General features: G+C 42.0%; 14 protein-coding genes. 3 read left to right on the forward strand and 11 right to left on the reverse strand.

All coding sequences use genetic code 11. The annotated features are described in order from the left end of the window. Positions 1–8 precede the first annotated feature (8 nt). The 5 genes from F602_RS0108710 to F602_RS0108730 all read right to left on the reverse strand — a co-directional run bounded on the left by F602_RS0108710 (position 9) and on the right by F602_RS0108730 (position 6,326). Positions 9–836, reverse strand: coding sequence for a glycosyltransferase family 8 protein (locus F602_RS0108710; RefSeq protein ID WP_018167590.1), 828 nt, complete (start codon positions 834–836; stop codon positions 9–11). Between the two features lie 83 nt (positions 837–919). Further along, a complete protein-coding gene (gene alaS, locus F602_RS0108715) occupies positions 920–3,538 on the reverse strand; it encodes an alanine--tRNA ligase (protein WP_026183390.1) in 2,619 nt (872 codons plus the stop codon). Positions 3,539–3,841: 303 nt separating this feature from the next. Further along, positions 3,842–4,333, reverse strand: coding sequence for an LURP-one-related/scramblase family protein (locus tag F602_RS0108720; protein WP_018167592.1), 492 nt, complete (start codon positions 4,331–4,333; stop codon positions 3,842–3,844). A 234-nt stretch (positions 4,334–4,567) separates the two neighbouring features. Further along, positions 4,568–5,539: a peptidylprolyl isomerase gene (locus F602_RS0108725; RefSeq protein ID WP_026183391.1), complete on the reverse strand. Its 972-nt coding sequence runs from the start codon at positions 5,537–5,539 to the stop codon at positions 4,568–4,570. A 67-nt stretch (positions 5,540–5,606) separates the two neighbouring features. After that, positions 5,607–6,326: an O-methyltransferase gene (locus F602_RS0108730; RefSeq protein WP_018167594.1), complete on the reverse strand. Its 720-nt coding sequence runs from the start codon at positions 6,324–6,326 to the stop codon at positions 5,607–5,609. Positions 6,327–6,448: 122 nt separating this feature from the next. Between F602_RS0108730 and F602_RS0108735 the strand changes: the two genes are divergently transcribed. Continuing rightward, positions 6,449–6,970 (forward strand): transcription repressor NadR, encoded by a 522-nt coding sequence (locus tag F602_RS0108735; protein WP_018167595.1) that lies wholly within the window; start codon positions 6,449–6,451, stop codon positions 6,968–6,970. An 89-nt stretch (positions 6,971–7,059) separates the two neighbouring features. Continuing rightward, a complete protein-coding gene (locus F602_RS0108740) occupies positions 7,060–7,602 on the forward strand; it encodes an ECF transporter S component (RefSeq protein ID WP_018167596.1) in 543 nt (180 codons plus the stop codon). 28 nt (positions 7,603–7,630) lie between these two features. On the opposite strand, the gene pepF is transcribed toward F602_RS0108740, so the two are convergent. The 6 genes from pepF to F602_RS0108775 form a co-directional block, all read right to left on the reverse strand. Continuing rightward, positions 7,631–9,433, reverse strand: a complete 1,803-nt coding sequence (gene pepF / locus F602_RS0108745) for an oligoendopeptidase F (protein ID WP_018167597.1) — start codon at positions 9,431–9,433, stop codon at positions 7,631–7,633. 27 nt (positions 9,434–9,460) lie between these two features. Beyond that, a complete protein-coding gene (locus tag F602_RS10490) occupies positions 9,461–10,435 on the reverse strand; it encodes a competence protein CoiA (RefSeq protein ID WP_018167598.1) in 975 nt (324 codons plus the stop codon). Between the two features lie 374 nt (positions 10,436–10,809). Further along, a complete protein-coding gene (gene metG, locus F602_RS0108760) occupies positions 10,810–12,813 on the reverse strand; it encodes a methionine--tRNA ligase (protein ID WP_018167600.1) in 2,004 nt (667 codons plus the stop codon). A gap of 113 nt (positions 12,814–12,926) precedes the next feature. Further along, positions 12,927–13,649: a ferredoxin reductase domain-containing protein gene (locus F602_RS0108765; RefSeq protein ID WP_018167601.1), complete on the reverse strand. Its 723-nt coding sequence runs from the start codon at positions 13,647–13,649 to the stop codon at positions 12,927–12,929. Between the two features lie 20 nt (positions 13,650–13,669). Further along, on the reverse strand, positions 13,670–13,993 hold the full coding sequence (locus F602_RS0108770) for a hypothetical protein (RefSeq protein WP_026183392.1): 324 nt from the start codon (positions 13,991–13,993) through the stop codon (positions 13,670–13,672). Between the two features lie 107 nt (positions 13,994–14,100). Next, on the reverse strand, positions 14,101–14,670 hold the full coding sequence (locus F602_RS0108775) for a TetR/AcrR family transcriptional regulator (RefSeq protein WP_018167603.1): 570 nt from the start codon (positions 14,668–14,670) through the stop codon (positions 14,101–14,103). Between the two features lie 179 nt (positions 14,671–14,849). Here F602_RS0108775 and F602_RS0108780 point away from each other — a divergent pair, with 179 nt between their 5' ends. Next, positions 14,850–15,443, forward strand: a complete 594-nt coding sequence (locus F602_RS0108780; RefSeq protein WP_018167604.1) for a DUF1361 domain-containing protein — start codon at positions 14,850–14,852, stop codon at positions 15,441–15,443. The last annotated feature ends 127 nt before the right edge of the window (positions 15,444–15,570 follow it).

Consider the following 15,570-nt stretch of genomic DNA (forward strand, 5'->3'; position numbering starts at 1 on the left):
GATCCCTCCTATGATTTTCCTTCAAACTTACAAGTCAATTTAGCAATAAATTTATAGAGTCCCGAATAACGTCCACGATAATTGGTCTTCCAAGGCTTGTCCCGTCCAGCAAAATGCAGAAAGACAGTATGATCAATCACCCAATCCAAATTCCATTTACCTTGACTCTTAGCTTGATAAATCAGACTATAACGGGCATCATAATTGTAAATTTCATCTGGAATAGAGATAACTTGATCAGCATAGAGTCCATTGAGGACATCCTGGTCTGGTAAAATCAACCAATTTCGATTCTTTTCGATAAAGTCTAAAATATCCTCCCGCTTAACTTGTAGACGGATGGCTTCAAGATTCATCAATAAGATTCCTGTGTTGAAATAGGAAGAATCCATTTCAAAGTTCTTGAGACGAAGTTTATTGACATAATCCAAGAGACGACCATCTTCGTTGTGACTAGCAGCAGCGTACAGTTTTTGCCCCATCTCCATATGATAGAATTTCTTAAAGTCGTTTAGACAGAGGATGTCAGCATCAAGATAGAGGATTTTATCGACTGTTGCTGGTAAATATTCATGTGCCAAGAGTCTGTAATAAATAGTATCTGGATAGCGGTCTGTTGTTGGAGCAGTAGCAAAAGCATCCTCTCCCACCACCACTGGATGATAGACCATGCCTAATTTTTCAACAAAATACCTAATTTCAGCATCTTTCTTCAAAAGGACCTTTTGCATCAGATAAACCTGAAAAGCTTGATTTGGCATCTGTTGCACAATGGAGTAGAGCACAACCTTAAATTGCTCCACATAAGCATCATCAATCACAAATAATAGATTCATTTCACTTATCTCCTTTTATAATGTCTCTATCCTACCACAAATCAGATAAAAAACCAAACTCTTCTTGAGTTTGGTTTTTTCATTTACACATATTCAGCTACTGCTACTAGTAACTCTTGAATCTTGCTCGCATCCGAACCGCCAGCCATAGCCATATCTGGCTTACCGCCTCCACGGCCTGAAACGATTGGTGCTAGATTTTTGATAATATTTCCTGCATGTGCATCCTTGGATTTGCTTGCTACTAGGACATTTACTTTCTCTCCGATAGTCGCAACCAGAACCAAGACATCCGAATAGTCTTTTTGTTTCCAATTATCTGCAAAGGTGCGAAGGGCACCAGCATCCGATACTGATACTTGGCTTGCGATGTAGCGAAGACCATTTGCCTCCTTAATATCCTTGAAGAGATCGCCAGCTGCAGCCGCAGCCGCTTTTTCTTTCAGTTCAGCAACTTCTTTTTGTAGGTCACGTACTTGCTCCACTAAGGCTACCACCTTGCCAGGGGCATCCTTTAGCTGTGGAGACTTAACAGCCTTAGCAACTTCCTTAAGTGCATCCTCTTGGGTTCGATAAGCTTCGAAGGCTTGTTTTCCAGTCACTGCAAACAGACGACGGGTACCTGAACCAATCCCTTCTTCCTTAACAATCTTAAAGAGTCCAATTTCAGAGGTATTGGCTAAGTGAGTGCCACCACAGAGTTCGATTGAGTAATCCCCAATTTTGACAACACGAACATGCTTGCCGTATTTTTCGCCAAAGAGAGCCATTGCCCCCATAGCTTTTGCAGTTTCAATGTCAGTTTCCACTGTCTCAATTGGGATGGCATTCCAAATTTGTTGGTTGACTTCTTCTTCGATCTGACGAAGCTCATCAGCAGTCACTGCTTCAAAATGAGTAAAGTCAAAGCGTAGAACTTCCTCATCATTGAGGGAACCAGCTTGTGTTGCATGTTCACCAATGATATTGTGAAGAGCGGCATGTAGCAAATGAGTCGCTGTGTGGTTTTTCTCAACAGAGCGACGGCGTTGGCTGTCAATTTCAAGAGTATAGTTTGTTCCAACTGCCAAACTTGCAAGGACCTCTACCGTATGCAAAGCTTGTCCATTTGGTGCTTTTTGCACATCAGTAACACGCGCCACAATATCACCCTTGGTATTCTTGATTACTCCGTGGTCAGCAACTTGTCCACCCATTTCAGCATAGAATGGTGTTTGAGCAAAAACGAGAAGAGCTTGACCTTCTGAAACTACTTCTGAACGCTCATTATCCGTGATGATAACTGAAAGGGTACTATCCAGAACCTCGTTTTCATAATCAAAAGTAGATGGCTCAACAATTCCAGCTAAGGTTTCATTTTGCATACCCATAGAACCACCCTTGACCACACTGGCACGGGCGCGTTCTTGCTGTTCCTTCATAGCAACCTTGAAGCCTTCGTGGTCAATCTTGAAGCCCTGATCTTCTGCCATTTCTTCTGTCAATTCGACTGGGAAGCCATATGTATCATAGAGTTTGAAAATATCTTTGCCTTCTAAGGTATCTTTTCCTGCTTCCTTCAACTGAGCCAACAGATGATCCAAATGACCTGAACCCGCATCGATGGTACGCTCAAAAGTTTCTTCCTCGCGCTTGATGATTTTCTCGATAAATGCACGTTTTTCAAGAACTTCTGGATAGTAAGATTCCATAATTTGACCAACAGTCGCAACTAGCTTGTAAAGGAAGGTCTCATTGACACCCAAGCGACGGCCATGCATGACTGCTCGACGCAAAAGACGACGGAGAACATAGCCACGTCCCTCATTTCCTGGTAAGGCTCCGTCACCGATGGCAAAGGAGAGAGCACGGATATGGTCTGCAATGACCTTGAAGCTCATATTGTCACCGTCTGGGTCATAGGTCTTGCCAGAGATTTTTTCTACTTCCCGAATGATAGGCATGAACAGATCTGTTTCAAAATTGGTTTTTGCCCCTTGGATAACGGCAGCAAAACGTTCCAAACCGGCTCCCGTATCGATGTTCTTATTTGGTAATTCCTTGTACTCCGAACGTGGAACTGCTGGATCAGCATTGAACTGGGATAAGACAATATTCCAAATTTCGATATAGCGGTCATTTTCCAAATCTTCTTCTAGAAGGCGGATACCAATATTTTCAGGGTCAAATTCTGGACCTCGGTCAAAAAAGATTTCTGTATCTGGACCAGAAGGACCCGCACCGATTTCCCAGAAATTCCCTTCTAAAGGAATGAGATGACTTGGATCTACACCACAAGCAATCCAGCGGTTATAGGACTCTGTGTCATCTGGATAGTAGGTCATATAGAGTTTGTCTTTTGGAAAGGCAAACCAGTCTGGGCTGGTCAAAAGCTCGTAGCCCCACTCAATAGCCTCATCACGGAAATAATCTCCGATGGAGAAATTTCCCAGCATTTCAAACATGGTATGGTGGCGAGCCGTTTTACCAACATTCTCAATATCATTGGTACGAATCGACTTTTGTGCATTGGTAATCCGTGGATTTTCAGGAATAACAGATCCATCGAAATATTTCTTGAGGGTCGCAACCCCAGAATTGATCCACAAGAGAGTTGGATCATTGACAGGAACAAGATTGGCAGAAGGTTCCACAGAGTGACCTTTTGATTTCCAGAAATCCAACCACATTTGGCGGATTTGGGCAGAAGACATTTGTTTCATAGTATAAGATATTAGAGCATGAAGCGCAAAGTAAAAATGAGGATAGTGCTATCAAGAGTTCAGTATCTCAAAACACAAGCTGTAGCGAAGATATAGCTTGTGACAAGGAGAGAATAGTAAGCTACTGGAACTCAAAGAATGCTATCTTTTCACTAGACATTTTGCTCAGGTTCAGTTGGGAAAACTTGAACCCTTTCCTTTCTTTTAGATTAAATAGTAAATATAGGAATTCAGAATCCACTCATTCTATCATAGGAAGAATGCAATTCCTTTTCCGTATTAGGTTGTTTTTATTAGTATCAACTAACTGCCATTGGTAGAGCTAGCTTCCATAGCCTTGACATAGTCGATAGCCACTACTAAGGAGATGACCAAATCAGCATAACTGTCATCGTAGACTTCAATATTATAAGTAGAGGTCAGACGGAACCATTCTTGAGAGATTCGTGCTACCAGTTGACCGTCTCGCACCAAATCAAAGTCCATATCCCAAAAATCGCCCTGAATCACCATGTTCAGATTGTCTATTCGGTAACGGGGCTTGAAGAGCGTCCATTCTTTACGAACAAAAAACGATTCTCCACAAGCTAAGTTTACCTTGAATTTGGGTAAAAAAGTTAAAAACTCCTTTTCAATCTGACTAACCAGATTTCCCTGCATATCTGTAATTGTAAATCGTTTAGGGACGCGAAATAAGCTTCCCTCACACTGATAGTAGGGCATTCCTGTTTCATCACTAATATTGAACCGGCCACCAAGTGACCACAATTCCTGTTTCAGTTGAAAAGTCTTCACATCCACCTCCAAAAAACAAAGACAAGCCCAATCAACGAAGGGCGATTTGAACCGCGGTACCACCTTCATTTCATGAACTTGTCATTCTCGTTTAATCTATTTGATTGTAACCATTGAGTAGCCGGTTTTTCTGATTGTCCATGGCTCGCATCAACCGCCATTTTCCTGTATCCAATCCTCGAAAAACACATCTCAACACTTTATTATACTGATTTTTAAAATCTAGGTCAAGTCTTACTTGTCAGATTTTTCTGTTGTGGCAGTCTCTGTTGTCACTTGTTCTGTTGTATCAGATGAGCTTGTAGTTGTGATATATTGAGAAAGCACATTTTGGAAGGCTTCGTCTTTCACTTTTACATTGGCATCTTGGAGAGCTTTAGAAACAACACCTGTGATAAAGGCAGCATCGTTTTGTTTAGCTGATAAGATTGATTCTTTCAAAACATCTTTGTAGTCTTCCCACTTGTCAGACTTCTTAGTCTTAGTATTCAACTTCACGATGTAATAGTTAGAAGTGTAGGTTGACATATCCACTACAGGTACGAGAGCTGCGCCAACTTGACCTTCATCCAAGGCAAAGATAGCCGCTTGGACTTCTGCTGGTACTTGTGCAGATGTTGAATCAAAGGTAACTTTACCACCGTCTTCAGCTGTCGCATCTGTTGAGTTTTCTTTGGCCAATTTTGCAAAGTCTGCACCATCAGCCTGAGCGCTGGCAAGAACTTCTTTGGCCTTAGCTTCATCAGCCATCTTGATAACTTGCGCAGTTACTTCTGGTGTATAGCTTTCATAGGCTGCCTTATAAGCTTCATCGGTCAACTCTTTCTTAGCTGCTTGCGCTACAGCATACTCAACCAATTTATTAGTACGAATTTGATCCTTATAGGTTTCTTTGGTCAAGCCTGCTGAAGATAGAGCTTGGTCAAATGAATTGCCATATTGGTCAGCCATCTTATTATAGGCTTCGTCCACTTCCTTGGCAGTCACTTTCTTGCCATATTTTGCTTCAAAAACATCCTTGATAACCATCTGAAGCAAAACTTGCTGTGCAGCGGTATTGGTTTTTACTTCTTTGTAAAATTCAGAAACAGTAATGGTACCACCCTTCATCGAGATGATATCTTTATCAGCTGCATTTGAACAAGCTGCCAGAGTTGCTGCTGCTAGGAGGGTTACTGCTCCTGCAATGATTTTTTTAGTCTTCATTTTAAGATAGGACTCCTTTTTCATTAACTTTAACTTTCTTATTATATCACAAAAACTTAAAACTTGCTTAAATTTCTTCTATTTCTAAGTGAACATTTTCTACATTTTTCCGCAGCATCAGCAGGCCATCACTGATGGAAAGTAAACTGGCCGTCAGATGAGGATTGTCCAGTGTTGCATCAAAAAGTTTTTGTAAACCGCGATAAATCGTTCTTTGACCACGACGGATCTCGCTAATATCCTTGACCACATCCCCACCTTGGAAAACATCATCTATCACTATCAAACCACCCACCTTGACCTTTTTCAATACCTCCGGTAAGAAAACGATATACTTGGATTTAGCAGAATCCATAAAAACAAAATCGAAATGGTCATCTGGTAGTTCCGGTAGGATTTCCAACGCCTCTCCTTCTAAGAGATTAATTTGTTTACGTCTGTCAAACTGTTTCAAATTTTCTCTGGCCAAACTCAACATTTCTGGATTGCGCTCAATAGTAGAAATCTGAGAATGAGGGCTATTTTCAGCCATTAGAAGAGCAGAATAACCGATGGCAGCTCCAATTTCGAGGATATGCTGAGGTTGCAAGGTCTGCATCAGTAAGCGAAAATAAGCTACTGTCTCATGAGGGATGATGGGAATATTTTCCCTGCGGGCAAAATCTTCTAATTCTTTTAAAAATCCCTTATTTTGCGCCTGACGTGTTCGCATCATCTCTACAATATCTTCCTTAACAACAGGACGGCGCATATTGTGGTTTGCGTTTTGACTATATGATTCAACCATGCTTACTATTATAACCCGATTTCTTTTCTTTTTCAAAATATTTTCTCCCCATACAGCACTTTTCACTCTACATGCGAATTTGATTGATTTATGATATGATGGTAGCAAAGAAGGAGACTACTATGAACGCAAGCCAACGTAGGAAAAGTATTTTAAATATTTTAAGTCGAACCAATCAGCCAATTTCAGCTAGCCAACTGGCTAATCAGCTATCTGTTAGTCGACAGGTCATTGTCGGAGATGTGGCCCTCTTACGAGCTAGTAACCACGATATCCTCTCTACTCCAAGAGGCTATCTCCTATCTGATAACCTCGGATCTCACTACTTCAAAGGAAAGTTAGCTTGCTGTCATAGTGCCAAAGATACAGAGACTGAACTTCTCTTGATTACCAACAAGGGAGGGATGATTCTAGATGTCGAAATTGAGCACCCAGTTTACGGTATGCTAACAGCAAACCTCAATATAAAAAATAGCGATGATGTGGCTAATTTTATAGAGAAGATGCAACATTATCAAGCTAGTCTACTCTCTACTCTGACCCAAGGCGTTCATCTCCATACCATCTCTTGTCCTTCCAAGGAAGCATTTGAAGAAATCAAGGAAGATTTAGGTAAGCATGGCTTTCTATTCCAGTCTAAATAAGTATTGCCGCTAAAGGCGAACAAACATTACAGGTGTCTTGACACCTGTAATGTTTTCTTTTATAATAAGAAACACAAAAGGAGGCTATGATGAAAAAGAAACAAACTAAATCCCTAGCATATACAGCTATACTAGTTGCTTTTGGTATCTTGATTCCGATGATTATGCCTATCAAACTGGTCATTGGACCAGCTTCTTACACCTTGGCTAGCCATGTGCCAATCTTTATAGCTATGTTTATTTCCCTCCCTGTTGGTCTCCTAGTAGCTTTGGGGACAACACTGGGTTTTCTCTTAGCTGGTTTTCCAATTGTCATTGTTCTTAGAGCTCTGAGTCATCTGGTTTTTGCCTTAGTAGGTGGGCTGATTTTGAAAAAATCTCCTGGACTATTGGAACAACCTAGTACTACTGCTATCTTTGCTCTAAGTATCAATATCCTTCATGGCGTGGCAGAGTTTATCGTTGTTTATTTGATGACTGTAGGCCCTGCGACAGAAGCTAGCTACATCTGGTCGCTGTTTGGTCTGGTTGGACTTGGTACTATCGTTCATGGTTTGATTGACTTTTACCTAGCCTTATACCTTTTTCGCTTTTTATCTCATAGGGTTGGCATCCATTTCTCAATCAAATAGAAAATCAGCACTATGCGTGCTGATTTTTTTACATATGAACACCCTTTTCAACCAGGGATTCTAGCTCTGTCAAGCGGGCTTCAAAGACCTTGAAGGCATCGTTGAGATAGTCTTCCTTAGCCATATCAACACCAGCTTTTTTCATCACTTCTAGCGGATAGTCAGAGCTACCTGCCTTGAGGTAATCGAGGTATTTTTCTTTATCTTCTGCACTACCATTGATAATCTTATCTGCCAAGGCTGAAGCAGCCGCAAAACCAGTTGCATACTGGAAGACATAGTAATTATAGTAAAAATGTGGGATACGAGCCCATTCAAACTGGATAAAATAATTGTCCTCAGCTGAGAGACCGTAATATTTCTCATTGATACTAGCGTAGAGGCTGTTGAGGAAGTCTGCTGTCAAGACTTGACCTTCCTGATCTGCTTGGTACATGGCATGCTCAAACTCGGCAAACTGGGTTTGACGGAAGACTGTACCACGGAAACCATCTAGGTAATGATTGAGGATAGCGAAGCGAACCTTTTCGTCTTTGACTTCTGACAAGAGCTTCTCTGTTAGGAGATTTTCATTGGTAGTAGAAGCAATTTCAGCTAGAAAAATAGGATAATGTCCATAGACATACGGTTGATTTTCTCGTGTATACATAGAGTGCATGGAATGACCAGTCTCATGGATTAGGGTGTAGAGGTTATCTAGGGTATCTTGCCAGTTGAGGAGCATAAAGGCATTGGTATCGTACGAACCACCTGAATATGCGCCAGAACGTTTGCCCTCATTTTCGTGAACATCAATCCATCGCTCAGAAAAGGCACGTTTTACTTTCTGACTATAATCATCTCCAAAGATTGTCAGTGTTTCGGCTGCTTTGTCAAGAGCCTCCTCATAGCTGAATTTATAGTCTGTTGAAGATAATGGTGTATACATATCGTACATTTTGAGGTCATCAATACCCAAAATCTGCTTACGGAGTTTGATATAGCGATGCAAGAGTGGCAAATGCTTATTGACTGCTGATACTAGGGTGTCATAGACAGCTTCAGGGACAAAGTTCTTAGATAGAGCTGCATCACGCGCACTATTGTATTTACGCAAACGGGCCTGCAAGTTATTGACTTTGACATTTGATTGCAGGGTTTTAGCATAGGTATGTTGAAATTGTTCATAAGTACTATACATAGCTTCATAAGCTTCTTGGCGAACTTCACGGTTTTTAGATTCCATAAATGAGATATAATTTCCGTGCGATAGGGGAACCAAGTGCCCATCCTCATCCGTGATTTCAGGGAAACGCAGGCTGGCATTGTCCAAGATAGAAAATGTCTCAGATGGTGCTTCAAACACCTCACTGGCTGCAGCCAAAACTTCTTCTAATTCCTGAGAGAGGATATGCTCACGAGTTGCTAAGAGTTTTTGCAACTGGAAGCTATACTGTTTCAAGCTTGGTTCTTCTTCGTAGAAAGCTACTAATTGCTCATCTGTGATGGCCAAAAATTCTGGTTCATAGAATGAGAAGACCTGTGAAAAAAGGGAATAAAGAGCAATAGCCTTAGCTTGAAATTCCTGATAAAGTCCCTCACGGGTATCTTGGTCATTTTTCATCGAAGCGTAGACATAGAGCTTCTCCACACGCTGGCTTAAAGCCAATTGAGTTTCGCTGATTTCCAAGAATGTCTTAGCTGAGTCTAAAAGATGGCCAGCAAACTCCTTGGATTTTTCTATTTCAGATGTGAGGTCAGCCAACTCGGCTTCCCAAGCTTCATCTGTCGGGAAAATTGTGGTCAAATCCCACTGGTATTTTTCTTCGATTTCATTTCGTTGTTTAGACATAATCGTTCCTCCATGCCTCCTATTCTATCATAAAAGCGCTTTTTTTCCAATAATGGATTGGGTCGCTTCCTTGTAAAAAGCAGGTGAATAAAGTTTTTGAACCTGCTTATTTTTCTGAAGCTTGTAATAATTGGAAAAGTCTTGATAGTAGCACTCGAGGTTTTCTCGTATCTGTGCAAACCCGATGGATGACTCGGGTAAGTGGATCTGGGGATAAAAATCATGTATGGACTTGGTTAGGAGGTTTTCTCCTTTTTCATAAGCCTGACCTTGCATGTCCATCCACTTGGGAGACTGATAATAGAGTTGTTGAGCGATGTAGGACTTTAAATGAGAGTCTAGCTTTCCTTGAAAAGAGGCTACCCTTTGCTGAGTATAGGGTTGACGAAAAATCTCTAAAAGGTTGCCTTGACCAAAAGGATACACCTTGGTCAAGCATTGAACCCGTCCATGCCAATCTTCATGGATCAGGTAGCGCAACCGTACCATCTGCTTGTCTAAATCTAGCTCCCAGAGATAAAAGCCCATATTTTGACTGAAGCGCAAAAATTGCTTTTGCAAAGAGGTCAATCGTTCCTTGAGCCAAAGTTTTTTACCTAGTAGCCACAGAACTTCAAATCCCTTTTCATGATAAGCCTTGGTGCGTTCCTGTAGGCGCTGGATGGGAAGACTGGAACACTGGATTTCCAGAGCTAATGTCTCATTGACGAGCACATCCGCAATCTGTCCTAGTTCGGATAAACTAGCTTCAATCTCTACGGTAGTTTCTTGTTTTAACCAACGGTAGAGATTAGCCTTCAGTTCCAAGTGTTGAGCTGATTCATTTTCATGAAAGTACCTACAATTTTTGAGACTCACATGGGCAAAGTGGCTACGCATGACTCTTCCTTGTTTGAGTCGAACTTTGCCAAAGCAACATGGGCAGATAAATGTGTCCTTTTTATCTGGCCTTTCTGTCACAAGATTGATTAGTTTATGGTCCTGATTTAAGGCTGTTAACATCACTTCTCCTTCTAACATAGTAATTCGCAAAAAGGAAAGCAATGAATCTAACCAGCAAATCGGTTGGGTATTTTGTTACTACTAACGAATTAGATAATCAAAGGCTCAAAGGGCTACAGTGGCCCCTGAAACTATGGAAATGATACATAGAACATTTCTCTGGCAAATCTTCATTTGAAATAGTGATAAACTTAGCGTTTTGATAAACATTTGCTGAGAATTCAATAATAGATTCTTCAATCAATGCTATCAGATGCCACTTTTTTAGTTTCATCATAAATAAGTTCTGCAAAAATGTACGATAAAATCTGTACAGGTCCTATTTTATACAAAAAAATCAGCAGGAAAAATCTGCTGATTCTAATCTAATTCTATTAGCCAATCTGACTGCCATTTGGTACAGAAGGGTCAACTGTTAAAAGAGTTAAGTTTCCTTGGTGTTCTGCTGAGAGAATCATACCCTGACTAAGCAAGCCCATCATCTTGCGGGGTTTGAGGTTTGCCACGATTTGAACTTTGAGCCCGACCAATTCCTGCTCGTTTGGATAATAGTTGGCAATACCAGAGAGGATTTGACGGTCCTTTCCATCACCAGCATCCAGTCGGAACTGGAGCAACTTATCAGACCCCTCTACCTTTTTAACTGCCTTCACTTCTGCCACACGGATTTCTACAGCATCAAAGGCTTCAAATTTGATAGCTGCCTTTTCATTTTTGAGTTCAACGTCAGCAGGATTCCATTCTTTTTCTTCCTCTTGGGAAAGAGCCACATGACCACCCATTTGGTCTTTTATATAGGTGATTTCCTCTTCCATATCTAAACGTGGGAAGATAGGGGTACCTTTTTCCACAACCTTCAAACCAGTTGGCAATGCAGCAAAGTTCAAGCCCTCCAGAGAAGAGACCTTTTCCATGCCCAATTGCGCCATGATGGCATCTGAAGTAGTCATCATGAACGGTTGGATGAGATGAGCTACTACACGCAAACCTGCAGCCAAGTGTGCCATCACAGCTGCTAACTTGTCTCGGTCTCCTTCTTCTTTTGCCAAAATCCAAGGTGCTGTTTCATCAATGTACTTGTTGGTACGAGAAATAATGTTCCAGACTGATTCTAGCGCTCGTGGATAATCCACCGCCTCCATCTGCTTCTGGTACTCAGCAATATTTTTAGCAACTACCTCGGCCAAGTCTGCATCAAAATCAGTTGCTTGAGCAAAAGTTGGTACTTGACCTCCAAAGTACTTATTGATCATGGCAACGGTACGATTGAGGAGATTGCCAAGGTCATTGGCCAATTCATAGTTGATACGGCCTACATAGTCTTCTGGTGTAAAGGTCCCGTCAGAACCCACTGGAAGACTACGCATGAGATAGTAGCGAAGCGGATCCAATCCAAAGCGCTCCACCAGCATTTCTGGATAGACCACATTGCCCTTAGATTTGGACATCTTACCGTCTTTCATGACAAACCAACCATGAGCAATAAGGCGGTCTGGCAACTTCATATCCAGCATCATGAGCATGATTGGCCAGTAGATGGAGTGGAAACGCAGAATGTCTTTTCCTACCATGTGAAAGACTGTTCCGTTCCAGAATGTATCATAATTGGCATGGTCTTCTTGACCGTAGCCAAGTGCTGTTGCATAATTGAGAAGAGCATCAATCCAGACATAGATAACGTGCTTAGGGTTGGATGGTACTGGTACTCCCCATGTAAAGGAAGTCCGTGAAACAGCCAAATCCTCCAAGCCAGGTTCGATAAAGTTTCTCATAATTTCATTCATTCGACCATCTGGCTGGATAAAATCAGGATGCGCCTTGAAAAAGTCCACCAGCTTGTCCTGGTATTTGCTAAGGCGAAGGAAGTAGGATTCTTCTGATACCCAGGCAACCTCATGACCGCTCGGAGCGATACCACCTGTTACCTTGCCGTTTTCATCTCGGAAGACTTCTTCAAGCTGGCTCTCTGTGAAAAATTCCTCATCCGAAACCGAGTACCAACCAGAATATTCTCCCAGGTAAATATCATCCTGAGCCAGCAATTTTTCAAAAACTGCTGCAACGACTTCTTCATGGTAAGCATCGGTCGTCCGGATAAATTTGTCATAGGAAATATCCAGCAGTTGCCAGAGTTCCTTAACCCCAACTGCCATCCCATCGACATAGGCTTGTGGCGTCAAACCAGCTTCCTTGGCCTTGGTTTCAATCTTTTGACCATGCTCATCAAGACCAGTCAGATAATACACTTCATGCCCCATCAGTCGCTTGTAGCGGGCCAGTACATCACAGGCAATAGTCGTGTAAGCAGAACCGATATGGAGTTTACCAGATGGATAATAAATCGGGGTGGTAATGTAAAAGGGTTGTTTCTTTGTCATTCTATTTCCTTTCCGCGCTAATGGAACGCGTTTTTGATAACAGTTTATTATACCAAAAAAACATGCTTGGCGCATGTTTTTTGGTATTCAGCTTTCAATGGAGGTTTCAAGTATCATGACAGGCCCCTAAACACCTCAACTTGAATTCGACTGCTGTCTATTCCCTTGGCTGAAAGAAAGACTTTCAAGCCTTCCACATCATCGGGCTGTCCGGCCAGAAGGTAAGTGGCTTGAGTCCCATAATGGTCAATAGCTTGCGCTAACTGTTCTTGGCTTTGGGAAAAGCTGGCGCTAGTTTGGTAAGTCAGCAGCTCTTGGTTAGCAACCAGCTCTGCCAGTTCCCCATCAAAAACCAGCACCCCTTTATCTAGGTGACTGAGGACAAGCTCGCGCTTACCAGCCCATTCTGTGATAATGGGGCGTATAGCAGCGATGCCAACATCAGAGGAAAAGCAGACCAGCGGACTAGCATCCTCTTTCACTTTTAAGGTTGAGGACAGCCAGCTCATCTGGATTTTCTCCCCCTTATGCAAAGAAGTCAGGGCTTTCTTGAAAGCACTGCCGCTAGTGTGAGTGAGAATCAACATTTCATTCTCATCAGGCGTTGAGGCGATGGTCAGCCAGCGGCTCTCCTTGCTGTCAGGCAAGGTAAACTTGGCATAGGAACCTGGATCCCAGACCAGATTTTCAGGTTTTGTCAGGTGAATGAGAAAAAGGTCGTCAATCAGATTCTCAATGGATTTGACCGACAAATCAAGGCTTCGGTCAAGATAGGCATAGACTCCCCAGCAGGCAAAAAGCCCCACTGCAAGAATGGATAGAATAAGGATGAGCATAACTGTCTCCTTTCGTCACTCTAGCGCCAAAACTTTAGGCTCAGCCATAGCGCAAGCCCAAGGACTGGCACAAAACCAATCAGCTTGATCATCAGGTCCGTGTCAGGCAGGCTGTAAATGTAGAGCATGGTCGCCACCGCTGCTAGCCAAATTCCTACAATCTGCACGATAGCGGGCAGGCCAGTCACCATACAAAGTCCCATGGCCACTAAGAACAAGCCGCCAGTCGCAAATGTCATAAAATCAGGGCTCAGCAAATGGACAGGATATAAGTTCATTCCCCAAATTACCACTAAGATTCCTGTAACTGCAAGCGCCATTCCGGCAATCGTTAATCCACTCATTTGATGTCCTTTCTGTGTGTTCATAATCGTTCTCCTTTATTATATTTTGAATGAATATAATTTGTAATTCATTCATTTTTGCTTAAAAAATAAAGAATAAAGCTTCTTTATTTAAAAATTCCTTTGACAAAGTTGGTCGCCAGAGTCTCAATGGTCTGGCCAATGGCCGGAAAATCATTTTCCGTGATGCGCATATCCATGTAATAGAATAGTTGGTAAACCTGCAGGATTTCCTGGATTTTTTCTTGGGAAAAGCCTTCAGCCAGCATACGCTCTGTAAAATGCTGGATCAAAAACTGATGAAAGGTGTTCTCCTTCTTGCCGTTTTCGGAGGTATAATAGGTACGTAGATAGCCCGAGATGGATGGGTTGTACCATTCCGACAGGATTTTATTGGGGGAAATCAGCCTCCTAGACCAGGCAAAGAGCTGCGTCACTAGGTCAACGGCTTCCCCCTGCCAATCGATCTCCTCCATCATCTTCTGGCGAGTCCGCTTGTTCTCCTCTATGTAAACATCCAGAAAAATGGCTTCCTTGGAATCATAGTAGTTATAAAAAGAACCAACGGCCACCTTGGCCTGCCGAGCAATTTCAGAAATCCCTGTTGCCTTGTAACCCTTTTGACCAAAAATATCCAGGGCTGCGGCTTTGAGAGCTGCTTTCTTATCTTCTGTCATTGGATTCTCCTTTCTTTTTGATAGTGAATGAATATAGTATTTTATTCATTCAGATTGTAGCGCTTTTGAAATCCGATGTCAAGTATTTTCTCAAAATTAGATTTCTTCCCTTCATTTTTCCTTGGTCTCAAAGTTTGTGGTATACTAGCATGTAACGATTTGAAAGAAAGAGGTGCCCGATGTTTACAAAGAAAAATATCTTGATTCATCTGTTTTTCCTGACCATTTCCGCTGGCTTGTACTACTATAACTTGAGACAGCCCGATTTGGTTTGGAACATGTTTTTGGCCTTGGTAGCCTTAGATTTCGCAATCTTGGTCCGCTCTAGTAAAAATTGGACTATCAAAATCTTAGCTGGCTTACTTTGGCTCTTCTTTTATCCCAATACCTTTTACATGGTGACAGATATTGTCCATATGCACTTTACCAGCACCGTTCTCTGGGAGCGCGAAAGTATGATTCTCTTCATGCTTTATGTTCCTAGCATTTTCTTCGGAGTTATGGCTGGTGTGGAGAGTCTACGTCAAATTTTTGCAGGTTTTGACATTAAGCCGTATTGGTTAAGACTCTTCATCATTAGTGGCTTATCCTTACTCTCTAGTTTTGCCATCCATATCGGTCGCTACGCCAGACTCAACTCCTGGGATATTTTCACCAGACCCATGGTCGTCATCCAAGAAATGTTGGAGGTCATCTCTTGGTCAGCCCTGCCCTTTATCCTAGGCTTCACCTTTATCCAGATTATGGTCTTGGTTTTTTCAGAAGAAGAATAAAAAATAAGGAAACAGTTTCAAGGCTGTTTCCTTTTTGCTTGCAATGCAAACATTCCTATCGGACAAGTTTCAGTAATTCCTCTTCTAGGTCAATCTGATAGAGAGCACCATCGTAAATGTTTCCCAA

The sequence above is a fragment of the Streptococcus minor DSM 17118 genome, from assembly GCF_000377005.1.
Taxonomy (GTDB): Bacteria; Bacillota; Bacilli; order Lactobacillales; family Streptococcaceae; genus Streptococcus; species Streptococcus minor.